The sequence below is a fragment of the Leucobacter sp. wl10 genome, from assembly GCF_003569785.1.
Lineage (GTDB): Bacteria > Actinomycetota > Actinomycetes > Actinomycetales > Microbacteriaceae > Leucobacter.
Genome location: NZ_KZ983988.1, coordinates 79,207 through 103,707, shown reverse-complemented (window position 1 = coordinate 103,707; position 24,501 = coordinate 79,207). Strand labels below are relative to the sequence as shown.

Here is a 24,501-nt window from a genome sequence, read left to right as displayed (position 1 = left end):
GGGCCGCTCAGGGAGAGTACGGCTGCCGACCCGGCTCCGTGCGGAAGAAGGTGATATACCGCTCGGGCAGCGCAGCGGTGTCGACCGGGGCGATCGCGAAGGAAGTCGGCGAGGAGAAGCCGAACCAGTACCGGGTGTCGTAGTCGAGGGCCAGCGTGCCGGCCGACTCGCTCAAGCACTCGGGAGTCGGTTCAGACGGGGCCGGGCCGATGCTGAGCAGTCCGGGCGCGGTGCTGAACCTCGTGACGCCCTCGCCGCCCGGCGGCGGCTCGACCCAGTTGTCGCCGTTGCGCTCGAGCGTCCAGGTGCCGAAGAACTCGTGGCAGCCGACCGTTGCGCGCCACGCCCCGTCATCTGAGAAGTCCACGATGCTCGATGCGGTGGCGGAGGCGGGGCCGATCCAGCGACCCGCCAACGAGATGCCCGTCTCCCGTCTGCGCTCCAGAACGGTCTCGACACCGGTCTCGTCGGTCAGGATCAGCCGCCCCTCGTTGTCGAGCTCGACCGACCGCGCCGACCGCATCGCCTCGGGGAGCGGCTCGTTGTCGCAGCCGACCTGGGTCATGGCTCCGGCCCCGCCGACGGTGAGCGCGCCGTCGGCGTCGACCTGCCAGGTGCCCTCGGAGCTGTTACAGCCGTCGGAGGCGATCCAGAGTCCGTACTCCGTCAGCTCGATGAAGGCATCCTGATTGGCGGGCTCGGGTGCGCGCCAACGGCCGAGGACCGCCTCCTCGAGCGGGAGGGAGGATGGATCGACGCGCGCCGTCGACGGATTCTGTGAGCCCCCGGCCGGCGACTCGGCGCCGCCTTCCGGGGCACCGACCGCGGGAGGGCGCTGCTCCCCGGTCTCGGCGAGGGGCGTTGTGAGCTGGGAGGCGGCGAGCACGGCGCCGAACGCGAGCACGCCCGCGCCGACGACCCCGAGCGTGTGGGTGAAAGCGGACATCGGCGGCCTCCCTGCGACCGAGCGGTGATGTGATTCGAAGTCTAGGCTCCCGCCGGTTAGCGAGAGGTTTGGCGGCGCCATCGGCGACGATCTGCGGCCGTCCCTCCGGCGGCAACCGGCCCTCGGGCCCGACGGCGCGCCGCGCCGCACGATCCGTGTGCGCGTTTCGGCCGCTCGCCGCGAGACGAAGCGCCCGAAACGCGCACGCGGATCGCGCACGCGGATCGCGCACGCGGATCGCGGCCGGCGCGGGCATCGTGGCCGGTGCGCTTCAACACCGACCCTGCGCGGCCGTCTCACGGCCCGTCGCGAGGCTAAGCTGGTGCGCATGGATCTTCTCGTCGTCGGGTCGGGTTTCTTCGGTCTCACCGTCGCGGAACGCGCAGCGAGCGCGGGCAAGCGGGTGGTCGTGATCGATCGTCGTTCGCACATCGGTGGGAACGCGTACTCGGAGGCCGAGCCCGAGACGGGGATCGAGGTGCACCGCTACGGCGCGCACCTGTTCCACACCTCGAACGAGACCGTGTGGGAGTACGTGAACCGCTTCACCGAGTTCACGGGCTACCAGCACAGGGTGTACTCCAACTATCGGGGCGAGGTGTACCCCCTGCCCATCAACCTGGGCACCATCAACCAGTTCTTCCGCGCCGCCCACGGGCCCGACGAGGCGCGGGCCCTGATCGCGAAGCAGGCCGAGGAGTTCGACACGAAGCAGGCGAAGAACCTCGAGGAGAAGGGCATCTCGCTGATCGGGCGCCCGCTCTACGAGGCGTTCATCCGCGACTACACCGCGAAGCAGTGGCAGACGCCCACCACCGAATTGCCCGCCGAGGTCATCTCGCGCCTGCCCGTGCGTTACACCTACGACAACCGGTACTTCAACGACACCTATGAGGGGCTGCCCGTGAACGGGTACACGGCGTGGCTGGAGCGCATGGCCGACCACCCGAACATCGAGGTGCGCCTCGAGACCGACTTCTTCGACGAGTCGCAGCCGCTCAACAAGCGGGCGGTCGTCGGCACCGCGCCCGTCGTCTACACCGGCCCCGTGGATCGCTACTTCGACTACGCCGAGGGCGAACTCGCCTGGCGCACCCTCGACTTCGAAACCGAGGTGCTGCCCACCGGCGATTTCCAGGGCACCAGCGTGATGAACTACGCCGGATCCGACGTGCCCTACACCCGCATCCACGAGTTCCGCCACTTCCACCCCGAGCGCGAATACCCGGCCGACAAGACCGTCATCATGCGCGAGTACTCCCGCTTCGCGAGCCGCGACGACGAGCCCTACTACCCGGTCAACACCCCCGAGGACCGCGCTCGGCTCCTCGCCTACCGCGAGCTGGCGGGCGCCGAGGACCGCGTGCTGTTCGGGGGGCGCCTGGGCACTTACCAGTACCTCGACATGCACATGGCCATCGGCTCGGCGCTCACCATGTACAACAACAGGCTCGCCGAACTGCTCTAGCCCGGCCACCGGCCCGGCGCCGGTGTCCGCGGCGTGAACGGTGCGCAGCTCCTCGTGTGCAGCGGGCGAACATTGGGTGATGGAGCGTCGGGTCGTCGCCTCGCGCGGCCGGCAGGTCCCACGATGGAGGCGTGAAGGTCGCGCTCATCGCTGAATCTTTCCTCCCTCACATGAACGGTGTCACGGGTTCCGTCCTGCAAGTTCTCGAGCAGCTGTCCCGCCGGGGGCACGAGTTGCTGGTGATCGCGCCCGACGCGGGCCGGACGGTCGATTGCGGGATCGATCCCGATCTCCGCGGCGCGCGCATGGAGTTGCTGCGCTCGTACCCGTTGCCCTCGTATCCCGACGTCCGCGTGGTGCTCACCCGCCCGGCGAGGATCTCGACGATTCTCAGGCGGTTCGGCGCCGAGGTCGTGCACCTCGCGTCGCCGTTCGCCCTCGGCTGGGCGGGCGTGCGGGCGGCCGAGACCCTCGGCATACCGTCGGTCGCGGTCTACCAGACCGATGTCATCGCCTACGCCGACAAGTACCGAGTGCTCGGGGGCGCGCCGATCGTCGCCTCGCACGTCACCCGCCTGCACCGTCGCGCCACCCTGACGCTCGTCCCGTCCACATCGACGCACGCCCAGCTCACGGCGCTCGGTATCGAGCGTCTTCGCCACTGGGGACGCGGCGTCGACGCCGAGCGGTTCGCGCCGGAGCGTCGCAGCGAAGCCTGGCGGAACGAGGTCGCTCCCGGCCGGTCCATCGTGGGGTACGTCGGGCGGCTCGCGCCCGAGAAGCAGGTCGAGGATCTTCTGGCCGTTCACGATCTTCCCGCTGCGCGGCTGCTGATCGTCGGAGACGGCCCGAGCCGTGCCGAGCTGGAGCGTCTGCTCCCTCGAGCTCATTTCACCGGGCATCTCGGGGGCATGGAACTCGCCCGGGCCATGGCGAGCATCGACGTGTTCGTGCACCCGGGGGAGACGGAGACCTTCTGCCAGACGGTGCAGGAGGCGCAGGCGAGCGGCGTCCCGGTCGTCGCGACGGGGAAGGGCGGACCGCTCGACCTCGTGCGCAACAGCATCGACGGCTGGACCTACCGGCCGGGCGATCTCGCGGAGATGCGCTCCCGGGTCGAGGATCTCGTGGGGGATCACGGAAAGCGCGCCGCGTTCTCTCGGGCAGCTCGCGGATCGGTGCGGCATCGAACCTGGTCGTCCCTGTGCGAGCAGCTCGTCGACCACTACCGGGAGGCCCAAGAGGTGTGTCGGCCCCGGGTTCTCGCGGGGATGCCGTCCCGCCCGTCGTACCCGCAGGCTCGCTCCGCACCGGCAGGCGCCGCGCCGAACTGGAGGCGGTACGTCGCGCTGGGCGATTCGGTCACGGAGGGACTGTGCGATTCTTCGCGCATGCCCGAGGGCGAGTACCTGGGCTGGGCGGCTCGGCTCGCCATGCTCCTCTCCGACCGGAAAGCCGAAGAGGCGGGGATCCGGTTCGCGAACCTTGCGGTGCGGAGCAGGCAGGTGCGCCACCTCGAGGCGCAGGTCGATCAGGCGCTCTCGATGCGCCCGGACCTGGTGTCCGTGCTGATCGGCGCCAACGACCTGGTGCGCGCCCGGATCGATGTCGACGGGGCCGCGCGACGCCTGAACGAACAGGTCGCCCGGCTTCGGGCGGCCGGCGCCGACGTGCTGATCGGCACCCCGTTCCTGCCCGGGAGTCGCGTCTTGCCCGTGCTCGCGAACCGCTTCTCCGAGTTCGCCGACCGCGTGCGCGAGATCGCGCGCTCCCACGGCTGCTATCTGCTCGACACCGCGACCATCCCGGGGATCGCCGACCCCGACGTGTGGGCCGATGACCGCGTGCACCTGACCCCGGCGGGCCATCGGATCCTCGCCTACCACGCGGCGGCCGTGCTCGGCGTCTCCGACGCCAAGGTTCTGGGGTCGCTCGAGCGGGCCTTCCACGACGAGGCCGACACGGAGCGGGGCAGGCAGGGGATATCGCGGGCCGAGTGGCTCAGGGCGTACGCTCTGCCCTGGCTGTGGCGGCGGATGCGCAGGCGGACGGCGGGCGACGGGCGAGGCCCGAAGCATCACGACTACGTGGAGTTGTCGCCCGATGCGCTGGGCGAGGCGGCGAGCCCCGCTTCCTGATGCTCATGCGCCGGGGCGAGAGCGGTGCGGGTTTCGGATGTCGGGCCCGGGATTCCGCCCCGCCCCGAGACCTCACCCCAGAAAGCGCCCGACGCGCGGGATCCTGCTGATGAGCACAGCGGTGACCGCGCTCGGGATCAGCACGAGCAGCGTCAGCGCCGGTACCGAGATGAGCGGGTGCGCGAACTCGGTGGTGAGCCCGAACTGCCGGTACACCCACTGGAAGAACGGGTGCACGAGGTAGATGCCGAACGAGTAGTTCGAGAGGAAGCCGACGATGCGCGAGGGCTCGCGCGCCGGATCGCCGCGGTCTCCCGCGGCCTTCACCAGGCAGAAGACCGCCACGGACACCGCCAGCACGTTCGGCGTCAGGAATCCGTAGAACAGCTCGTCCCACTCGCCCGCCCGCCGTGATACCGCCGCGGTGCCGACCGCGGTCGCGGCGAGGCCCGCCGCGCCCGCCCCCGCGAGCGCCCACAGCTGCCAGGGCTGCAGCCGCACCCGGCTCAGCAGGTAGCCGAGCACGAAGTACGAGCTGTAACCGAGCACCAGCTCGAGCTTCGCGGCGCCGAGCATCGATCCGAGCACGTCGCCGATGGCGGGCACCCGCTCGAGCATGGGGAACACGTAGGCGAAGGGGAGGGCGAGGCCGACGAAGTACCACGCCACGCGGCGGTCGCGCACGATGGGGCGCAGGATCGGGACCAACAGGTAGAGACCCATGAGCGCGAGCAGGAACCACAGGTGGAAGTGGCCGGTGAAGAACCGGGTCACCAGCTCCGGGAAGGAACCGCTCCCGCCAGGCCCGTAGACGTTGACGAGGGCGAAGAACAGCGACCACGCCGCGAAGGCCGCGGCCACGCGCGGCAGATACTTGCGCCACAGCGCCCGCCAGGTCACCTCCCGCGAGGGGTCGAGGAACAGCGCCCCGCTGATCATGAGGAACACGGGCACGCAGAAGCGCGGAAGGCTGTTGATCCAGTTGAGTACGTCCCAGCGCCAGCTCTCGACGGGTGCCTGGTGCCACTCGGTGATCGCGGCGTGGATCGTGACGACCGCCAGGATCGCGATCGCCCGGAGCGCGTCGAAGTACCAGAGGCGCTGGGTCGCGCTCCCGATCCGCGTATGCGAAGCCACCATCATCGGGATGATAACAAACGGGGCCCGCTCGGCCTCCCAGCCGGGTCGCCGAGAATGGGCAGCGACCACACAGCCCGCTCACCGGTTCGCGGAGCGCGAGTCGTACTACGGTGTATGGGGTACGATGAGCCGGGGGAGGCCGACGGATGGATCTTGGACGTGAAGCCCCGCACCCGACGGTGAGCGTGATCCTTCCGGTCTACGACTCCATGCCGTACGTGACCGCGACGCTCGAGTCGGTGCTGGGGCAGGATCTCCGCTCGATCGAGGTCATCGCCGTCGACGACGGCTCGACCGACGGTTCGGGCGAGGAGCTCGACCGCTTCGCCGAGCAGGATCCCCGCCTCACCGTGGTGCATCAGGCGAACAGCGGCTGGCCGGGAATGCCCCGCAACCGCGGGCTCGAGCGTGCGAGTGGCGAGTTCGTGTTCTTCATGGACTCGGACGACACGATGGCTCCGCACGCGCTCAGCGCCCTGGTCGCCATGGCGGAGGAGCGGGACGCCGACGTCGTGATCCCGAGGTTCCAGGGAGTGGGCGGCAGGGGCGTGCAGTCGCTCTTCAAGCTCCACCCCGAGGGCGAGATCTCGCTGGAGCGGGCGATGGAGACGCTGTCGCCGCAGAAGCTGTTCCGCCGCTCACTGATCGAGCAGCACGCGCTCAGGTTTCCGGAGGGGCGGGTGCGTCTCGAGGACGGCATCTTCGTGACCGCGGCTTACGTACGGGCGCGGCTGATCCTGTTCTGCGGCGCCGACCCCCTCTACTTCATCGCCAAGCGCGACGACGAGAAGAACATCTCGTCGAGCCCGATCCAGCCCGAGAACTACGTGGGGTCGTGCCGACGCATCGCGGCCACCCTGCTTGCAGAGGTGCCCGATCCCGAACGCGCGCGTCGCCTCGTGCAGCAGCTGTTCGCGCGAAAGGGCCTCCGCTTCTACGCTCCCCAGCGCTGGCAGCGCATGACGGATGACCGCAAGGCCGAGTGGGTCGCGCAGCACCGGGCGTTCCTCGACGAGCTGGTGGCGCCGGAGCGCGACGCAGCGATGGGCAACCCGACCAATGCGCAGCTGTGCCGACTGATCCGGGCCGGCGATCTCGAGGGGATCGACACCCTCGTCGATGCGCAGGCCGATCTGGCGCACGAGTCGGTCTGCCTGGGCCTCGAAGCGGTGCCGGGCGGGGTCGAGGTGATGGTCGAGGTGATCCCGAGCGCCGAGGAGCGCCTGTTGAGCGGGGCGTCGAAGCCCGGCCCGGCGCGGGTGGCCGCCGCCGAACGGCTGCACCGCCTGCTGCGGCCGACGCTGCGCTGGCGCGTCGGCCGCGGAGTCACGCGCCGCGCGGAGAGCTTTCTCGCCGGGGGCGGGATCCGGGTGTATCTCCATCTCTCGGGGAGACGGGTGGGCAGGGGTATCTCGGTGCCCGGCCGCCGCTTCCGCGTCGCCGGGAGGCCCGACGCGCTCGCCTACCGTTTCGTGCTGCCGCTGGAGCTGATGCGCCGGTTCGCCCGCGATCGCGTCGACCTCTGGACGATCCTCGAGGTGCGGGGCAGTCTGAGCGGCCGCCGGGCGCGGGTCGCTGCCGCAGACGGGCAACCGAGCAAGGCGGCCGGCATGCGCCTGTACGCCACCGAGCACGGCAACGCGAGCCTCGACCTGCGGGCCCCGGCGCGTGCGCCCCGAGGCGCGGGCCCGCGAGCCTGAGGGTCTCTACCGCCCCTCGAAGGTCTTCTTCCATTCCTCGACCGAGGCGATCCTGGGCAGCGCCTCCCGGTACTCCCGCGCCAGCCGGTCCCAGTCCTTCTCGATCTTGCGGGTGAGCGCGCGCGACTCGCGCAGCAGGCGGCGAAACTTCGCGCGGTCGTGCCGGTACCACATCTTGCCCGCCCCGTCGGCCGAACCCACGATGACGCTGCTGTGGTGCGGGATGCGCCACCACAGCGCGTCCTGCTTCGGGTACTCGAGTTCGGGCGCATGCTCGTCGTTCTCGTTGCTCTGCCGCAGCCAGTGCTGCGGCACCATTCGCAGGGTGAACAGGGCGAGGCGCAGCCCGGTCGGGTAGTCGCGGGGCTTCTCGAGCAGCGGCAGCGCGCGCCCCCCGCGAGAGACCGGCGCGTTCTCGTCGCCCGAGCGGTAGACGCGAGTCTCGGGAAAGTCGGCGGCGCGGGCGCGGGCCTGCGGCATGTCCTTCGCGATGTCGTCGTGCAGCCGACCGGGGCCGCGCAGCACGGCGCGCATGCCGTCGACCGCGAGCTGCACGGCGTAGTACTGCATGTTGAGCAGCTTCTTGATGTCCTGCCGCCCGCTGTTCTGCAGCAGTCCGCCGCCGCCGGGCCGATCGGAGTGCAGCAGGCCGGCGACGATCCGGTTGCGGGTGTGGAAGAACGCCTGCCAGTCCTGCGAGTCGTCCTTGTCGATCCACGATACGTGCCAGAGCGCCACGCCGGGCAGCGAAACGGTGCGGTAGCCCGCCTCCTTCGCCCGCAGCCCGTACTCGGCGTCGTCCCACTTGATGAAGGCGGGAAGGGCGAGCCCGATCTCGGCGATGATGCGCTTCGGGATCATGCACATCCACCAGCCGTTGTAGTCGGCGTCGAGGCGGGCGTGCATCCACGGCGTCTGGCGCAGGTTGCGCCTGCGGAAGTCGTGTCGGTGCTGCTCATCGAACGACGGGCCCCACATGAAGGGGCCGGGCCGCACGACCTCGGCCCAGGCGTGCAGCACGGGCTTGTCGAGCAGATCGAACATGTGGCCGCCCACGATCACCGGGGTGCGGCTGAAACGGCCGAACTGCAGGGCGCGCAGCGCGCTCTCCGTCTCGAACTCGACGTCGTCGTCGAGCAGCAGCAGAAAGTCGGTGTCCTCGCGCTCGAGGGTCTCGGCCATCGAGCGGGCGAAGCCGCCCGATCCGCCGATGTTGCCCTGCTCGATCACGCGCAGCTTCTCGCCGAGCCGCTCGGCGGCCGCGTCGAAGCCCGCCTCTTCGCGCACCTTGCGCGTGCCCTGATCGACCAGGAAGACGCGGTCGATGGCTTCGAGCAGCGCCGGGTCGTCCGCGATGCCCGCGAGCGTGGCCACGCAGTAGTCGGGCTTGTTGTAGGTGGTCATGCCGAGGCTCAGCCGGCCGGTGGAGACCGGCTCTGCGTCGGTGGTCCAGGCCCCGCTCTCGAGGATCAGCTCGTCGGTGCTGGCGATGAGATCGAACCAGTACCAGCCGCCGTCGCTGAACGACCGCAGCGGCAGATCGAACACGCTTTCGTCGGATCCCCTGACCGCGCGGGAATCGACGCGCTGCTGCACCCCGGAGGCGTTGGAGCGGTAGACGATGATGGTGCCCGGTCCCTGTGTGCGCAACGTGAGCGCGACCCGGTCGACTACGGTCCAGCGCTGCCAGTACGAGGCGGGGAAGGCGTTGAAGTAGCTGGCGTACGAGACGCGCTGCCCCGAGCGCACGCGCACGCTGCTGCGCGAGAGCACGTTGTCGATGTGCGCGTTCTCGCTCAGGCGCACCGGCCGGCCGCGCACGGAGGTCCACGTCTCGGCGTCGGCGTAGAGCGGCAGCACGTCGGGGTCCTTGGCGATGGGGAACACGACGTTCTGGAGCGTGGTAGGCATCTTCTGAGCACCTCTCTGCGAACTGGCGCGTGGCCGGAGTTGTCGCGGCCCTGGGCCTGACAGTCTAGTCAGCGCGGCCCCGCGCCGACCTGAGCGCGGCCTCTACTCTTCCCCCTCGCGAGGTGCGTAGACTCCGCGGAATCGCTTGAACTCCTGGTGCGGGATCAGAGCCTCCGATACGTCGAACCGCTGGGCGAACTCCGCGGCCTGCCGGCCCTTGTGGTCGCCGGTGAAGTGCACGAGGAAGTGCTCGTCGAGAGAGTCCTCGAAGTGGAACGGGCGGGTATTGAACGCCTCGTAGGACAGCCGCCGCACGAAGTCTCTGCGCTGGTACCGGGGCTGCGTATTGAAGTGGAAGACGAACGCGTCCTGGTCGCCGTGGGTGTAGTAGCCGTAATCGTTCTCGTCCCACCAATCCCGGATCCGCTCGTCACGGTAGTCCTTCGCGACATCGTCGAGGAGCTGCCGCGCGAGCTGCGTATTGCGCACGAAGAAGTTGCCAGACGAGAGCCAGGTCTTCTTCCCATCGTTGACCGGGCTCTCGCAGAAGACGAAATCGGTCTTCCTGGAGACGTCGAGGAACTCGGTCAGAGGCATCTCGGGGCGGGTGAAGAAGGCGTCGTCGTCGATCCAGAAGAGCCAGTCGAAAAGCGGCAGCAGCTTCTGGATCTTCTCGAGCTTGGTGTTGTGCTTGAACGTCTGCACGGGCGCGATGTCGAAGATGTAGGTGTAGCCGTGCCTCCGGGCGTAGGCCTCGTGATTCACATGCGCGTAGGTGCGCAGATGATCGCAATAGCTCACGATGCCGATACGGGGTGTGCGTGACATCCAGTCATTTTATCGGTTCTCGCGACGAGTGCAGACCTGACCGATCCATTCACGCTGAACGGGCTCGGCGGTTCGGGCCCGGTTCTGCTCGTTCAGCGACGCGACGCAGGAGTTCGAGAAGAAGACTCACCCCGTTCCATCCATCGACCAGAGCGGCAAGTGCTTCGACGTCGTCTTCGTTGAGCGGCCGTTTTCCGTTGACGCGTTCAGAGACATAACCGACGCCTCGGCCCATCTGCTCGGCCAATCGGGTGCCCGAGACATCGTTCTCCTCCATGAACGAGCGATACTCTTCAGCGAAAGCAAGCGAGAAGATGCCGACTTCGGGATACCTGCTCACACCTGATTTTTGCACAGCTAACAAATCAAACTCAATTAGACAGATGCGTTCGTTGCGAGCAATCGCATTCTGTGAGCATACGAGGCATGAACTCGTTACGGAATTTCACTCGGCAAGCGATTCGGGTTGCTCTTGCCGTTGAGGGGAAGAATCAGGTCTGGCTCGCGAAGCGGCTGCCTATATCCCCCTCATCATTCACGCGGCGGATGACCGGTGCGGCTTGCTTCGAGATCGAAGAACTCGTGCAAATCGCAAACGTGTTCAGCATCGATGCTCCGGCGCAGCTCACGGTCTCACTGAGGCTGTTCGCGTCGATGCACCGTAGCGGTAGGGACCTCTCTGCTCGAAAGGAGAAAGGAGGTGAACAGGCTTATTAACTTGCCATCAAAATGAATGAACACTGAGACATACGGAAAGGAATCATGACAATTTCATTTGACGCCTGGGCGGTCTCTGTCGATGGTCAGTACATCGACAAAGACGGTTATGGCGATCCGGTCACGCAATGTCACGATGTGTGGCTCGACTATCTGGTACGCGTTGTCGGAGGATCGCAGACCATGGGATATGCGCCCACTGGTTTTGCGGACAGTGTGTGGATCAACTTCCCCGTGAACGGGGTCGACGCGGTTGTGACCAGGTATAGCGGTACGGAGGGCCTCCGAAAAGGAGATGTTGTGTTTTGGGCTTATGGGAGCGCCAGCTACCCATCTTCCCACGTAGCAGTTGCCCTTGACAGCCCGTCCGGTGGGTCGGTGTACTGCATGACCCAAAATCCCGGCCCTACTCACCGGGAATATCTCACCCTCGCAGGAGCACTCGGCTACCTGCGGCCAAAAAATGTAACGATTGGAGACGATGAAATGACCCCGGCACAGGAAGCAAAGCTCGACAGCGCCATCGCTGATATTGCCTGGCTGAAGACGCGAGTAGGCGGGACGACAAGTGCCACCTCGCTCACTGATGGAGCTAAGAACACCGACTGGCTCAGGGAACGCATCGGTGGCACTGAGAACTCTAAGAACTTGGCGAACGAACTCGAATGGCTCAAGGGCCGTGTGGGTGGGGTGACGGATTCCAAGACTATCCACGAGTACCTGAAGGGAATCGACCAGAAGCTCTGAGTTGGTGTCCCACCCGCAGAGCACGCGCACCTTTGTTGCCGCGTTCGTTGGAGTTCTGATCACCCGCCTCGTCTCTGAGGTCGAAATGATCCAGAACGTGGTCAGATGGGTCGACGGCGTATTCGCTGAGGCTGGGTATCCGGGCTTCTCGGTTCTGACGGTCGTGGAATCGGCGGTCGTCGGCGGTGTTATCCTGGCCTACCAGTCGATTGCTCAGTGGCTTGGAAACCGCTGGCCATCCGTCGAGAGATTGCTACTCGGGTCAGGTTCTCGCCCGCGCTACGTCTCCCGTCACGGTAAGTGAGCTCATAGATACGGTGATGAGTGACGAGTCCGAGCTGCCCCATACTCTGGGGTCGGCTCGGGCTCGTCCTCTTCAAAGCACTACAGGGGTGTCACCCTCTCAATGTTCCGTAATGAGCTGTCGGCGTAGCTCTCGGTGGTTCTGAGGTGTGACCGTGCGCTGGGCACGCTCGCGTGCCACTGCGGGCAGCGAAACTCCTCAGAGTCAATCATCTTCTACCCGACGGACGCGATGAAGCATCACAGCAGCTCGCCGCCGCGTGCCGCGCGCGATCCGTTTCGTGTGACGCGCGACGCCGCCCGCGGCGAGTCTCGCAATCCGCCTCGGCGTATCGAAACGGATTGCGAGCGGGGTCTCCCCGCCAACGAGTACGGCCTTCAGCACGTCGACCCGGGCGACGGGGTCGGCGTGCTTCGCGTAGACGGTCTCGGTCACCGTGTGGCCGTCGAAGCGCCACTCGACCGCGATGTTCCATACGCCGAAGGCACCGAGCGTCTTCGTGGAGATGAGATGAGCACCGTCCGAATCCGGGCCGGTCGGAGCGGGCAGCACCAGCCGCCTTCCGGTGCGGTCCCACAGAACGAGGTCGGGCTGGGGCGCAGTCGGCGTGCCGAGCTTGACTTCGAGGCGCACCGACCGTCCCTTGACTCGGAACGCGGAGATCTTGATCTTGCCGGCGGCGACCACTTCGTGGAGCCACTCCGGGATATCGTCGGAGCTGGTGCGCAGAAACTCGAAGAGCAGCTGTTCGCGATCCTCGATCTGGTCGGCGGGCACCAGCTCCTCGACGTACGATCCCAGTTTTTCGAGGGCCGCCCGCAGGACCGAGGGGTCGTGTCTGTGCCAGTTGTCGATGAGCGTGCGAAGGAAGTGCTCGCGCACCATGACTTTGACCCGGTTGACGGACTCCTGATCGCCGTCCGCGCAGTGCTGTCGCAGCACCCGCAGCGTGGCGGGGTCGCGAAGCTCGGCAAGCACCTGCTCCGCCGTCGTCGTGTGGGTGCCGGGCCACAGCTGCAGCAGATCATGCCGATTGTCGCTCGTGAGCAGCGCGTACAAGTCTTTCCGATTGCTCTGCAGCTCGTGCAGCACCTGCGGCGGGGCTTGGTCATGGAGATATCTCGCCGCCTCGGCAGCCTCCAACCAGGTCGCCTCGTTCTCGGAATTGATGGCCTGGCCGGCGAGGCCGCGCAGGTGGGCGTAGATGTCCCAGCTGAGGAGATTCGTGAAGTAGATCTCCCGCGCGGCTGGGCTCAGCACGCCGTTCAGGTACTGGTAGCACTTCAGTTCCTCTCTGAAGTGGTCCCGCAGAGACCCCAGTTCGTGCGCCTGCGACGACATCGAACTGGTGCCGGGACGCCTGCGATAGGCGTATCCTATTTCGGGCACGATATCGATGCGGTCGGCGGCAGCGTACGCCACGCTCATCGCGAAGATGTCGTTCGAGCGGGCCGAGTCCGAGAACTCGATCCCGTTCTCCACCCACCAGTCGCGACGGAACACTTTCTTCCAGCAGACCCGATCACGCAGTAGCATCGGTTCGTCGTTCAGCGTGATGCCGGTCCGCAACGAATCGTAGACCGGAATGCTCTGGCTGCGCTGCGCCGTCGCCACAGTGGAGAACACCAGGTGGTCGAGCACCGCCATGTCGCTGCCCGTGGCGTCGAGCGTGCGCGTCATGATCTCGAACGCGTGTTCTGGCACGACATCGTCGCCGTCGGCGAAGACGAGGTATGCGCCTTCGGCCTGCGATAGGCCGAAGTTGCGGGCGGATCCTCCACCCTTGCCCGGGTTGTCGAACAACCGTAGCCGTCTGTCGGTCTCTGCGTGCCGCTCGATGATCTCACGGGTACCGTCCGCCGACCCGTCGTCCACGATGATGGCCTCGAAGTCGGTCATCGTCTGCCGCTGCAAGCTGAACAGGAACTCCTCGATCCACTCGGCGACGTTGAACGCCGGGACCACGAGAGTCAGGAGGGGGGGACGGTCGGGGCTCGGGCCGGTGGGCTGCGGGCTGACTGAAGGCACTACTGGGAACTCCAAGAGGTGGTCATCTAGGATGGACGGTCGAGAGCATTGTATTATGGCGAGCTTATGGAAGGACGTGCCTTGCCCCCGAGATTGTCCCTGATCGCGCCAGTCTACAATGTGGAGGAATGGCTCGAGGAGTGCCTGCTCTCCATTCAGAACCAGACGATCGATGACTGGGAGGCGATCGTCGTCATAGACGGCAGCACGGACGGTTCCGAGGCCATCGCACGAAACTTCGCCGACAGGGACCCTCGATTCTCGGTGCACGTCTTCGGGAACGACGGGCCAGGAGCGGGACGCAATCGCGGGCTCGCTCTTGCGACGGGCGAGTATGTCATGTTCGTGGACGCAGACGATTACATTACCGTGGATGGCGCCGCCGTGCTGATCGACTCCCTGGAGCGCACGGGGTCCGACTACGCGACCTCGATCGGTTCAGATGTGTTCCCCGACCAGCAGCCGCAGACCTACTGGGCGCACCGAGGCCCGCTGTTTGCAGAGAGCCGGGAGCGTGTGAGTGTGCGCTCGCGCCCGGACCTTGTGCTCGACCACACCAGCTGGGCCAAGGTGTTCCGCCGCGCGTTCCTATTGCAACACGGTCTTCAGCACCCTGAGCGCACCCTGTACGAGGACGTGCAGCACCAGGTCGCCGCGGCGCTCGCAGCGTCGAGCGTCGACGTGTTAAATGTCGTCACCTACTTCCATCGTCGTCGCGCGGGCGCGATCTCGGCGAACCATCACGGTAGCGAGGTCGTGGTCGACTGGGTGACGCAGGTGCGCGAGGTGCGCGGCCGTCTCGTCTCGTTCGGTGACGGCGAGGTGCTCGGAGCGTACCTTCGGCGGCTCATCCCGAGCGAGGCGCCGTTGCGGGTCAAGGTCGCCGGATCTCTTGGGGACCGGGCGCTTCAGGATGAGCTGAGGGGGCTGCTGATCTCTCTGCTTGAACAGGCGGCCGACCTCGGGGTCGTGTACCCGGACACCATGAACATGCTGTTCGTCAGGCTCTTCGCCGATGGCACGCTGCAAAGCCGCTGGTCGCTCGACGGCGGGTCGACCCCCCTGGTTCTGGAGATGGAGGACTGGGGGAAGCGCGTCGAGACGGATCTCGCTGCGATCGGCGCGCTCCACTTCCGGCGCCCGCCCGAACAGCGATTGGGGCGGTTGATATTCGAGCGCACGATTGTGGACGGTCAGGCGGCGGGGGCCTGGCGAGATCCCCGGCTCGTCTCGCGACTGGCCGAGGCCTCTGCGGCGCTGCCGAGGGGTGTTGCCGAACAGCTCGCGAAGGCGGTCGAGGGAAGGTTTGGGCTGTACGCCTTTGTCACCCGGGTTCTGAGTGGTGGATCCTCTGAGGTGATCGACCCCCAGCATGTCTTCGACGCGCCGGTGTTCTCAGCAACCCTCAAGGAGGCCCGAGCGTCCGCCGGGGGCGCCGCGACGGAGTTCCTGCTGACGGGTGAGGCCGAGGTTGTGTTGCCCCAGCTCGAAGACCCTCGCGTACGGGGAGAGGTCGTACTCCGACCACAGGGGGCCGCGCCTCGGTTCCTGCCTGCGACCCTCCTGCGCACGAGCCTTGGCGAGGGTGGGGATCGCGCAGGGTACCGCTGGTCGGCCAGGCTGGAGATGAAAGATGGTGAACGCCTCGAATCGGCGCCGGTGTTCCTGCGCCTCTCGCACCCGGTGCTCGGGCGAGCCGACGAACTCGTGGTGATTCCCGAATCGCTCCGAGCCGTGGGCGGAGCGGTTTCGGAGCACGTTTCCGATGTCGTCTTCGGCTCGGACGGCATGTCCGCTCGCGCTGTGGCGGTGCGCCCGTGGAGCGCGAGCGACTCTGAGGCCGAGCCGACCGTCGACCAGGAGCCCGCGACGCAGGTGCTCGCTTTCCCGTATTGGAACTCGAATCCGTTTCTCAACATCTTGTATCTAGCGATCCGCGCGGAGAGCGGTTTCGAGGTGCATAAGGTCGTGCTCCTTCCAGACATCCTGCGGGGGCTGCGCCGCCTGCGAAGCGGCGACATCGCCCACGTGCACTGGACCCGTACCATCTGTCAGGATGCGGAGACCGAGGACGAGGCGAGGAAGAACCTCGACCGCTTCACAACGGCCGTTCAGCGAGCGCGGGACCGGGGCGCGAAGCTCGTCTGGACTGTGAACAACGTGGTGGCGCACGACGCCAGGTATCCCGAGGTCGAGGTCGAGCTCAACAGAGTGATCGCGGACATGGCGGACGTCGTGCACGTGATGGCGCCCGAAACCGTGGATGCCGCTTCTGAGTACTACTCCATTCCGGCGGATCGGGTCGTGCACATCGACCATCCCAGCTATGTCGGGGTGTACGGGAGGCCCCTCGAGCGCGCCGAGGCGCTCGAGCGTCTGGGGGCACCGGATCGGGCGCTGAATGTGCTCTTCTTCGGCCGTATCCACCCCTACAAGGGCGTAGACCAGTTGCTGGGCGCGCTGGCGCTGCCGGAGTGCGACAGGCGAGAGGACATCGGCCTGTTCCTCGCGGGAAAGATGAACCCGGAGCACGCGCCTCAGATCGAGTCGATGCTGCCCGACGCCATCCCCATCACATCGAACTTCGAATTCGTGCCCGACGCGGAGGTGCCTCTGTGGCTGTCGGCGGTTGACCTGCTGGTGCTGCCGTACCGGCGAGTGCTGAACTCGGGCAGCCTACATCTCGCGGCGACCTTCGGCGTCTCGGTGCTGCTCCCCGATGAGCCGCACCTCGTGCGGCAGTTCGAAGACGAGGAGTGGGTGCACTTCTACGACAGGCGGCGGGCCGAGTCCGACATGGCGCGGTTTCTCGGCGAATGGGAGCCCTCCTCCGAGGAGCGGGAACGGGCGCGAGCGTTCGCCCGGGAGCGCCTGCCCTACGCCATCTCGTCGAAGGTCAAAGACATGCTCGTACGCACCGCGCAGTCTGGGAGTGCGGGAACTATCAGAGGCGCGGCGTGAGTACCGTCTCTGTTCTATCGGGTGTGGCCTGCTTCCGTTGGCGCCCGGCGGCGGACGGTGAGCAGCTCCTGAACGTCGGCGATGAACTGGGACCTATGCTCGTGCGCGCGATGCTCGCCCGAGCCGGCGTGCGCCAAGATAGAGCAGCCGACCCGTCTCGTCGACTGCTCTCGGTCGGCAGCGTTATGCACTTCGCGGAGCACGGAGACGTCGTGTGGGGGAGCGGGGTGAACGGTAAGGTCGGGCTCTCCGCGTTGCCGAGCACGCTCGACGTGCGCGCGGTTCGCGGTCCGTTCAGCCGCACGGTGCTGCTCGACCGCGGCCTTGCGGCCCCGGAGGTGTATGGTGATCCGGCGTTGCTGCTGCCTCGCTATCGCCCTGAGCTCATCGCCTCCGAACGCGGCGACGACACCCTCGTCGTGCCCAACCTGAACGATCTGGAGCGCTTCACGGAGTTCGACGGCGACGAGGAATGCGCGGTGTTGAGCCCGGTCGGCGACCCCGAGGAGATCGTTGGGCGCATCGCACGAGCGGGCTTCGTGATAGCGACCTCGCTGCACGCGCTGGTGCTGGCCGATGCCTTTGGCGTTCCCTCCCGGCCACTGCGGGCGGCGGCCGAGAACCCCTTCAAGTACCTCGACTACTACGCCGGCACGCACCGAGCGGACGTTGTCTTCGCCTCGTCGGTTGCAGAGGCGCTCGAACTCGGTCCTGTGGTCGCACCAGAGGTCGATCTGGATGCCCTCGAACGGGCGTTCCCCTGGGACTTGTGGAATGCGGCGCCACCCGAGCCGCAGACGGCTGCGGCAGACGCGGAGTCGACGGCGCACCGCGCGGAGCTAGGCTCCCGCGCGCTACCGCTCGCTTACGCGGGCCTGAGAGCTCGCGGTCGTGCCCAGCACGGCGAGATCATCCGGCTTCTCGGATCCGATCCCGATCCCGACGCCGCGCGAGCCCTGCTGCGCCTCGACCAGTTCATGTCGGTCAATCCGCCCGACCGCGGGATCGCGCGCGAGGAGGCCGAACTGCTCGGCATCCGGCTCCCCCATCTGCAGCGGAAGGTGGCTGGGGAGGGGAGAGCTGCGGATGGCTCGCCGTTGCTCTCCGTGGTCATGCCCACACACAACGTCGCTCCGTGGGTCGGGGAGGCTCTTGAGACGGTGCTCGGGCAGGGAATCGAGCGCATGGAGGTCATCGTCGTGGATGACCACTCGACCGATGGAACGCGTGAGATTGTGGCCGACCGCGCCGAGCGCGACGAGCGGGTGACGTTGGTCGAGGCCATCAGCCGCGGGGGCGGCACGGCGAGGAACATTGGAGCAGACCACGCGCGCGGCAAGTACCTGGTCTTCTGCGACGGGGACGACATCGTGCCCGACGGAGCTTACGCCGCCTTGATCGCGAGCCTCGAGGAGAGCGGATCCGACATCGCGTTCGGCGACTATCTCAAGTTCAGGCCGGTCGACACGTGGCGGCCGACCCAGAACATGCAGGCGTTCTCTCGCGCCAGGCGGCGAACGACCCTGGCCGAAGAGCCGACGCTCATGTACAGCAGGCCCTGCTGGAACAAGGCCTTCTCCCGCGAGTGGTGGGACTCCCGGCGGATCCGCTTCCCCGACGTCGCGCGGTCGAACGATATCGTGCCGATGGTCAGGGCCTATCTGATGGCCCGCTCCGTCGACATCGTGCCGGACGTCGTCTATCTCTACCGGGAACGCCCGGGCGGAAGCTCGATGACCGCCCGCTCCGACTCGGCGACGTCGATGCTGAGCTACCTCTCGCAAGAGCTGGAGTGCGCGCAACTCGTCGCGGGTGCGCAGCGTCCAGAACTCTCCGAGGTGCAGGCGGATCTGGTCTATGCGCGGGATACCTACGTGCAGGTCGGGAAGTACCTGACGCGCTGGGAAGCACCGAGTGGCTTGGACCGAACGGTTCGCGAGGCGCTGCAGCGCCTGCTGGACGAGGTGTCAGACCCGCCGACGTGGGTCGATCCTGCCCGATGCGCGGTGGCGAGACTGGTCGGCAAGGGCGATTTCGCGGCCGCTAAGGCGCTATTCCAGGCACTGGATGAAGGTACTCCGCGAGAGGACGCCGCGCGGTTCCACGCGTGGAAGAACGTGCTCGACAGGCTGCAGGCCCGCGGCCTGCTCGACGAGGCGATGCGACAGCGGCTGCGAGGACTGCTGCTGCCCGTGCTCGCCTCGCCGGTTGCCGCCGACGAGATTGTGAGCTGGTGGCAGCTGGTCGGACGCGTCGACCACTACCTCGGCAACTCCGCGCTCGCTCTGGTTCCGGAGGCCGGGCGCAGGGGCGGCATCGACGACTGGCCATTGCTGTTCCGAAGCCGCGCAGCGGGTTCGCTGCTCGAGATGGAGCAGCGAAGAGCTGACCTCGTGGTGAGAGGGCGCAGCACGCTGGGAGAAGACGCCGTCGAGCCCGTGCTCTACTGCGGCGACCGGGCGGACCTCGTGGCGGTGCGCGCGGGCGAGACGGTCTGGCATCGGCATCCCGACGGTGGCGGCTGGGAGTGGCGCGCGAGTTTTCCCATCACGGGCTTGCCGCTGCACCAGGCGATGGTGCCTGCTCTCCGCGAGCGGATGGGCGGCGTCGTCGTGTCGGTGAGCGGCGAGGCGCCCGTGCCGGAGTACCGCCGCAGGGACGGGGTGCTCTACGAGCCCGCCGGCGGATCGCTCATCGTTCGCCGCCGGCGACACTGGGGGCCGCGAGCGGTGAAGCGGGGACTCCTGATCGCGCGAGATCGCCTCTCGCGCGTGGTCGGGCGATGAGGCGCCGAGGGGCTACACGTCGAGACGGTGGCTCACCCGCCAGACGGCGACCGTGAGCTGCGGCACGTCGGCGGCGATCTCGCGCAGCAGATCGAACTCCACGCGGTCCGCGTTGCGCCGGTGCTCGAGCGCGTCGGGACCGCCGGAGAGTGCCGCGAGGCGGGCCAGGCCGAACTCGGCGAGCTGACCGCGATCCTCGAGCATCTCGTCGCGCAGCGCGATCACCACGAGGTCGTCGACCTCGGGCACCTCGGCGAACGCGTCGGCGGGGTCGTCGCCGTCGCGCACGCGGTGCTCCATGAGCGTCTCCCGCTCGAGCCGCGCGTCGGCCCGCAGCCGCCGCAGCCGCTCAGTCGTCATCAGCACGGTGTCACCGGCCGATCCGGGATTGCGGCAGCTCGAGCGCGCCCGGTTCGGTGTGCTCCGCCTCCGAGCGCACGAATGACCGATGCGGTTCGCCTCGAGCGCCTCGCGCGCGGGGGATGGGCACGCGACGCCACGGCAGCTTGGTCGGCTCGGTGTCGAGCGACGGCAGCTGGAAGTCGAAGCGCGACTTCACGGCGATGAGGATCAGCAGCAGCCAGTTGCCCTCGATGAGCAGCCGGCTCTCGGTGAGCGACTGCACGAGCAGCGCCACCATCACGAGGAACGGCCACAGCGCGCTCGTGGCGTAGGGCCGGGGAACGCCGAAGCCGCGGCGCGGCGGATCCACCGCGCGGAACCAGGCTCGCCACATGGTGAGCACCACGATCGGCGCGAACGCGAGCACCCCGACGATGCCGAGCTGCAACCAGACGTCGAGCCACGCATTGTGGGCGCTCATGACCGTCACGCCGGCCTTCACGTCGAGCGACTTGAACGGCTCGGCCCAGGGAGCCCAGTAGCTCACCCACCCCCAGCCGAACCAGGGCCGCTGCTCGGCGAGCTCGATCACGCTCCGCCAGGTATCGAGGCGACCCGTCATGTCGCCGCTCTTGCCGAGCAGGCCGAAGACGAAGTCGCGGGCGAAGAGCACGAGCGAGACGGCGGCCACCACGAGCGCCGTCCCCGTGATGTAGAGCGGGGCTCTGCGCTCCGGGCCCAGCCTGCGCGCCCACAGCGCCAGTGCCAGGGCGGCGAGCACCGCGGCGAGCGCCACCCACACGGTCGCGCCGCGGGTGAGCAGGATCGCGGCGAGCGCCGCGCACACCCAGAACCAGCCCGCGAAGGATCTCACGAGGCCCGCGCGCAGCTGGATCACGAACACGATCAGACCCAGCAGGGCGATGAAGCCGAACAGCACCGAACTCGCCACGACGCCCTGGATCGGCCCCCCCGAGAACAGCAGATCCCTGCTCCACAGCAGCAGCTTCGAGTCGTTGTCGGCGAGGTCCCCGGAGAGGAAGCTCTGCCGCACAGGCTGCCGCACGAGCAGCGAGACCCCCAGTTCGAAGAGCAGCGAGACGCCGATCAGCCAGCGCAGCGCGGCGCCGAGCGTGCGCAGCACCTCGTGCCAGGTGAGCACGAACGCGAGCACCACCGCGAGCAGCGTGGTGGCCAGCTGCGCGGCGACGCCCAGCACGCTCTCGAGACGGTACTGCGACCAGGCGATCGAGAGCACCGCGAGCGCCAGGAACCAGTAGAGGGGAGACGGCAGTCGGTACCAGCGGAAGCGCTCCGGCTTCAACCGAACGAAGAGCGCCGCGCCCCACACCGTGAGCGCCAGGGCGATCGCGAGAAACCCCCACCAGCCCACCAGATTGCGCACCCCGTTGCTGCCGATCGTGAGGATGAAGACGCAGATCGCGTACGCGCTCACGCCGAGTCTGGTCTTGCTCTCCGCCATAGTCGGTATGGTAGAGCATGGTGCCTGCGGCCGGATGAGCGGGCGCCGCAGCCGGGAGCGGAAGGGGCTGAGGGCGACGTGCTGATCTTCATCGAGAACATCCCGCGCGCATACGCGTGGGGCTCGAAGGACGCCCTGCCCGATCTGCTCGGCACCGAGCCGAACGGTGAGCCGCAAGCGGAGTTGTGGCTCGGCACGCATCCGGGAAACCCGGCGCACGTGGCCAAGGCGACGCCCGAGGCGCACACGCTCATCGACCTGGTCGAGAGCGATCCCGAGCTCTACGGCGTAGACGGCGGCCCGCTGCCGTTCCTGCTCAAGGTGCTCGCCATCGGCGCGCCGCTGTCGCTGCAGGTGCACCCGGATCCCGAGCAGGCCGCGGCCGGGTACGCGGCCGAGGAGGCCGCCGGCGTGCCGCGCGACGCCCCCCATCGCAACTACGGCGATCCATATCACAAACCCGAGCTGCTCGTCGCCCTGAGCGAGGTGACGGCGCTCAGCGGCTTCCGGCCGCTCTCGGATGCGCGGCGGGATCTCGCGGTCCTCGCTGCGGCCCTGCGGGGCGACGGAGACGAGGGGGCGGCCGCCCTGGACGGGGTCTCGGAGCGTCTCGCGGGCGCCGACCCCGAGGCGCTCCGGCGCGAGTTTCTCGACTGGGTGTTCCGCGGCGACGCCGCCGCGACCTCCGCGCTGGCGGCCGTCGAGCGTGCGGCGGCTTCGGCCGAGCTCGACCCCGCGCGCGGGCGAACGCTGCGGGATCTGGTCGCGGCGCATCCCGGAGACCCCGGAGTGCTGGTGTCGTTGCTGCTGCACCTCGTGAGCTTGTCGCCGGGCGAGGCGGTCTTCCTGCGCGCCCGGCAGATGCACGCCTACCTGAGCGGCATCGCGGTCGAGGTCATGGCCTCCTCGGACAACGTGCTGCGCGCGGGGCTCACGCAGAAGCATGTCGACGCGGCCGAACTGTGCCGCGTGGTCGACACGTCCGAGCTTGCCGAGCCGCGCTTCCCCTGCCGGAGAGCGGCGCGGGGGCTGGTGGCCTGGCGACCCGAGGTGCCCGATTTTCGGTTGATGCGGGCTCGGCTCTGCGACCCGGACGAGCGCTCCGGATCCCGCATCGAGGACGCTGCCCCGCTCGTCGAGGTGACCGCCGAGCATCCTCTGGTGCTCGTGGTGACCGCCGGGCGCGTGCGCATCGAGCGCCCGGCCCGCGAGGGCGCCGAGCTCGCCGAGGTCGCCGCGGCCCGCCGCGGGCAGTCGCTCTACGTGTCGGCGGGCGCGCCGATCCGCCTCACGGGCCACGGCGAGGTGTTCCTCGCGACGGTCGGCGGCTGATTCCGCGGTGGCCGGCCTCGGGGCCGCGTACGAGTACACTGGTGCGCGTGTCGAACGCCGATATCCGTGACCCTCGAGACCGCGCAGCCGGCGCCGAGCGCGACGATCGGCTCGGCGGACTGGGACGGGTGCTCATCGCCGTCTACATCGTGCTGGCCATCGCGGCGACGTTCCGCTCGATCTATCAGATCCTCGCGAAGTTCGACGAGGCCCCCCTGGCGTACTCGCTCTCGGCGGTGTCCGGGGTCGTCTACGTCGTGGCGACGGTCGCGCTGATCAAGGGGATCCGCGCCGCGCGACGGGGGAGCACCGTGTGGCGGGGGGTCGCCTGGTGCGCGCTCGTGTTCGAACTCGGCGGCGTGCTGGTCGTCGGCGCGCTCAGCATCCTCGAACCGCAGCTCTTCGCGCACCCCTCGGTGTGGTCGCGCTTCGGCAGCGGCTACCTCTTCATCCCGCTCGTGCTGCCCGTGCTCGGCCTGATCTGGCTGCGCCGTACCGCGCGGGCTCCGGCGACCGCAGCCGGCGCGGGGCGCGAGACCCGGGGTCGGGCCGCGAACCGATCCGTCGCGGCGGGAAACGAGGGATCCGCCTGATGCGCGTGATCGAGGCACTCGAGGCGATCAGCCCCGAGGAGTTCGCGGGCGGCAGCTGCGTGGCCATCGGCAAGTTCGACGGGCTGCATCGGGGCCACCAGGCGATCCTGCGCAGCGTCGTCGAGTCGGCTCGCGCCGAGGGGCGGAGGGCCGTGGCGCTGACCTTCGCCAACAACCCCCTGAGCTATCTGCGGCCCGAGCTCTGCCCGCAGCCCCTCATGAGCCGCGAGCAGCGGCTCGAGGCGTTCGAGGCGGCGGGTATCGAGGTGTGCGTGATGCTGCGGTTCGACGGCGATATCGCCTCGATCCCGGCCGAGCGCTTCGTCGCCGAGGTACTGGTGGAGCGGCTGCGCGCCCGGCACATCGTGATGGGGGCCGACTTCCGCTTCGGGCACCGCGGCGCGGGCGACGGTGCGCTGCTGCGCATCCAGGGCGAGCGCTACGGCTTCTCCGCCGATGTGCTCGAGCTCGTCGAAGACGGCGAGGCGGGGCAGGTGTCGTCGTCGCGCGTGCGGGAGGCGGTGCTGGGCGGCGACGTCGAGTCGGCGGCCCGCATGCTCGGGCGCCCGCCGGCGGTGCGCGGCGAGGTGGTGCACGGTGACGCGCGCGGCCGCGAGATCGGCTTCCCCACCGCGAACCTCGGCGGGGAGCTCGAGGGGCTCGTGCCCGCCGACGGCGTTTACGCCGGCTGGGTGGTGGTGCGCGGCGAGCGCCTGGTCGCCGCGATCTCCGTCGGCGCCAATGTGACCTTCGACCCCGCCGGGGAGTCGCGGGTGGAGGCGTTCGTGCTCGACTTCGACCGCGACATCTACGGCGAGCGCGTGGAGGTGCAGTTCGCGCGACGGCTGCGCAGCATGGAGCGCTTCGAGTCGCTCGAGGCGCTGATCGCGCAGATGCGCGCCGACGTCGGCCGCACGCGCGAGCTCCTCGCCCCCTGAGGGCCGCCCGAACGAAGAGGCCCGGCACGGCGATAGCGTCGGGCGGGCAGTGGTAGGATCGGAGTACGGTCGCGCGAGCGCTTCGCGAGCCCCATGCCGCGCATGAGGTCAGGCTCCGAACCCGTGAGCGACCTGCGCC

At 68.2% G+C, this 24,501-nt stretch carries 18 protein-coding genes; 10 read left to right on the top strand and 8 right to left on the bottom strand.

Going from position 1 to position 24,501, the window contains the following annotated elements:
* Positions 1–7 precede the first annotated feature (7 nt).
* Positions 8–946 carry an META domain-containing protein gene (locus D1J51_RS02730; RefSeq protein ID WP_162903633.1) on the bottom strand — a complete coding sequence of 313 codons (939 nt, stop codon included), beginning with the start codon at positions 944–946 and terminating at the stop codon, positions 8–10.
* A 328-nt stretch (positions 947–1,274) separates the two neighbouring features.
* Between D1J51_RS02730 and glf the strand changes: the two genes are divergently transcribed.
* Entirely contained in the window at positions 1,275–2,414 is a 1,140-nt protein-coding gene (gene glf, locus D1J51_RS02725) for a UDP-galactopyranose mutase (RefSeq protein ID WP_205547671.1), read from the top strand.
* Positions 2,415–2,584: 170 nt separating this feature from the next.
* A complete protein-coding gene (locus D1J51_RS18575; protein WP_305773784.1) occupies positions 2,585–4,552 on the top strand; it encodes a GDSL-type esterase/lipase family protein in 1,968 nt (655 codons plus the stop codon).
* Positions 4,553–4,624: 72 nt separating this feature from the next.
* On the opposite strand, the gene D1J51_RS02715 is transcribed toward D1J51_RS18575, so the two are convergent.
* Complete coding sequence (locus tag D1J51_RS02715; RefSeq protein WP_119073845.1) at positions 4,625–5,692, bottom strand: acyltransferase; 1,068 nt, start codon at positions 5,690–5,692, stop codon at positions 4,625–4,627.
* Positions 5,693–5,838: 146 nt separating this feature from the next.
* On the opposite strand from D1J51_RS02715, the gene D1J51_RS02710 reads away from it, so the two are divergent.
* Positions 5,839–7,392, top strand: coding sequence for a glycosyltransferase family 2 protein (locus D1J51_RS02710; RefSeq protein ID WP_119073641.1), 1,554 nt, complete (start codon positions 5,839–5,841; stop codon positions 7,390–7,392).
* A 6-nt stretch (positions 7,393–7,398) separates the two neighbouring features.
* On the opposite strand, the gene D1J51_RS02705 is transcribed toward D1J51_RS02710, so the two are convergent.
* The 3 genes from D1J51_RS02705 to D1J51_RS17810 all read right to left on the bottom strand — a co-directional run bounded on the left by D1J51_RS02705 (position 7,399) and on the right by D1J51_RS17810 (position 10,471).
* Positions 7,399–9,303, bottom strand: coding sequence for a glycosyltransferase (locus tag D1J51_RS02705; RefSeq protein WP_119073640.1), 1,905 nt, complete (start codon positions 9,301–9,303; stop codon positions 7,399–7,401).
* A 102-nt stretch (positions 9,304–9,405) separates the two neighbouring features.
* A complete protein-coding gene (locus D1J51_RS02700; RefSeq protein ID WP_119073639.1) occupies positions 9,406–10,131 on the bottom strand; it encodes a glycosyltransferase family protein in 726 nt (241 codons plus the stop codon).
* 49 nt (positions 10,132–10,180) lie between these two features.
* Positions 10,181–10,471, bottom strand: coding sequence for a hypothetical protein (locus D1J51_RS17810; protein WP_162903632.1), 291 nt, complete (start codon positions 10,469–10,471; stop codon positions 10,181–10,183).
* A gap of 422 nt (positions 10,472–10,893) precedes the next feature.
* Between D1J51_RS17810 and D1J51_RS17805 the strand changes: the two genes are divergently transcribed.
* Together D1J51_RS17805 and D1J51_RS02685 are read left to right on the top strand one after the other, a co-directional pair.
* Positions 10,894–11,595, top strand: coding sequence for a hypothetical protein (locus D1J51_RS17805; RefSeq protein ID WP_162903631.1), 702 nt, complete (start codon positions 10,894–10,896; stop codon positions 11,593–11,595).
* 4 nt (positions 11,596–11,599) lie between these two features.
* A complete protein-coding gene (locus D1J51_RS02685; protein ID WP_162903630.1) occupies positions 11,600–11,899 on the top strand; it encodes a hypothetical protein in 300 nt (99 codons plus the stop codon).
* 204 nt (positions 11,900–12,103) lie between these two features.
* Here D1J51_RS02685 and D1J51_RS02680 read toward each other — a convergent pair whose 3' ends face one another.
* Positions 12,104–13,927: a glycosyltransferase gene (locus tag D1J51_RS02680; protein WP_162903629.1), complete on the bottom strand. Its 1,824-nt coding sequence runs from the start codon at positions 13,925–13,927 to the stop codon at positions 12,104–12,106.
* An 81-nt stretch (positions 13,928–14,008) separates the two neighbouring features.
* On the opposite strand from D1J51_RS02680, the gene D1J51_RS02675 reads away from it, so the two are divergent.
* The gene (locus D1J51_RS02675; protein ID WP_162903628.1) at positions 14,009–16,888 is read left to right on the top strand and encodes a glycosyltransferase; all 2,880 of its coding nucleotides are present in this window, start codon (positions 14,009–14,011) and stop codon (positions 16,886–16,888) included.
* On the top strand, positions 16,885–19,674 hold the full coding sequence (locus tag D1J51_RS02670; protein ID WP_162903627.1) for a glycosyltransferase: 2,790 nt from the start codon (positions 16,885–16,887) through the stop codon (positions 19,672–19,674). Before D1J51_RS02675 ends, D1J51_RS02670 begins: the two co-directional genes overlap by 4 nt.
* 12 nt (positions 19,675–19,686) lie before the next feature.
* On the opposite strand, the gene D1J51_RS02665 is transcribed toward D1J51_RS02670, so the two are convergent.
* Both D1J51_RS02665 and D1J51_RS02660 read right to left on the bottom strand, forming a co-directional pair.
* A complete protein-coding gene (locus D1J51_RS02665) occupies positions 19,687–20,034 on the bottom strand; it encodes a hypothetical protein (RefSeq protein WP_119073633.1) in 348 nt (115 codons plus the stop codon).
* 10 nt (positions 20,035–20,044) lie between these two features.
* Positions 20,045–21,499 carry an O-antigen ligase family protein gene (locus D1J51_RS02660; protein ID WP_119073632.1) on the bottom strand — a complete coding sequence of 485 codons (1,455 nt, stop codon included), beginning with the start codon at positions 21,497–21,499 and terminating at the stop codon, positions 20,045–20,047.
* A 78-nt stretch (positions 21,500–21,577) separates the two neighbouring features.
* Here D1J51_RS02660 and manA point away from each other — a divergent pair, with 78 nt between their 5' ends.
* From manA to D1J51_RS02645, 3 genes are read left to right on the top strand one after another with little or no spacing between them, the layout of a single operon-like run.
* Complete coding sequence (manA, locus tag D1J51_RS02655) at positions 21,578–22,831, top strand: mannose-6-phosphate isomerase, class I (RefSeq protein ID WP_119073631.1); 1,254 nt, start codon at positions 21,578–21,580, stop codon at positions 22,829–22,831.
* Positions 22,832–22,878: 47 nt separating this feature from the next.
* A complete protein-coding gene (locus tag D1J51_RS02650) occupies positions 22,879–23,424 on the top strand; it encodes a hypothetical protein (protein ID WP_371414068.1) in 546 nt (181 codons plus the stop codon).
* Positions 23,424–24,362, top strand: coding sequence for a bifunctional riboflavin kinase/FAD synthetase (locus D1J51_RS02645; RefSeq protein ID WP_119073630.1), 939 nt, complete (start codon positions 23,424–23,426; stop codon positions 24,360–24,362). Before D1J51_RS02650 ends, D1J51_RS02645 begins: the two co-directional genes overlap by 1 nt.
* Positions 24,363–24,501 lie beyond the last annotated feature (139 nt).

Coding starts and splice junctions, on each gene's coding strand:
- D1J51_RS17805 (WP_162903631.1), top strand. CDS start 10,894: ATGACAATTTCATTTGACGCCTGGGCGGTCTCTGTCGATGGTCAGTAC.
- D1J51_RS02660 (WP_119073632.1), bottom strand. CDS start 21,499: ATGGCGGAGAGCAAGACCAGACTCGGCGTGAGCGCGTACGCGATCTGC.
- D1J51_RS18575 (WP_305773784.1), top strand. CDS start 2,585: ATGAACGGTGTCACGGGTTCCGTCCTGCAAGTTCTCGAGCAGCTGTCC.
- D1J51_RS02705 (WP_119073640.1), bottom strand. CDS start 9,303: ATGCCTACCACGCTCCAGAACGTCGTGTTCCCCATCGCCAAGGACCCC.
- D1J51_RS02730 (WP_162903633.1), bottom strand. CDS start 946: ATGTCCGCTTTCACCCACACGCTCGGGGTCGTCGGCGCGGGCGTGCTC.
- D1J51_RS02665 (WP_119073633.1), bottom strand. CDS start 20,034: ATGACGACTGAGCGGCTGCGGCGGCTGCGGGCCGACGCGCGGCTCGAG.
- D1J51_RS02710 (WP_119073641.1), top strand. CDS start 5,839: ATGGATCTTGGACGTGAAGCCCCGCACCCGACGGTGAGCGTGATCCTT.
- D1J51_RS02700 (WP_119073639.1), bottom strand. CDS start 10,131: ATGTCACGCACACCCCGTATCGGCATCGTGAGCTATTGCGATCATCTG.
- glf (WP_205547671.1), top strand. CDS start 1,275: ATGGATCTTCTCGTCGTCGGGTCGGGTTTCTTCGGTCTCACCGTCGCG.
- D1J51_RS02645 (WP_119073630.1), top strand. CDS start 23,424: ATGCGCGTGATCGAGGCACTCGAGGCGATCAGCCCCGAGGAGTTCGCG.
- D1J51_RS02715 (WP_119073845.1), bottom strand. CDS start 5,692: ATGGTGGCTTCGCATACGCGGATCGGGAGCGCGACCCAGCGCCTCTGG.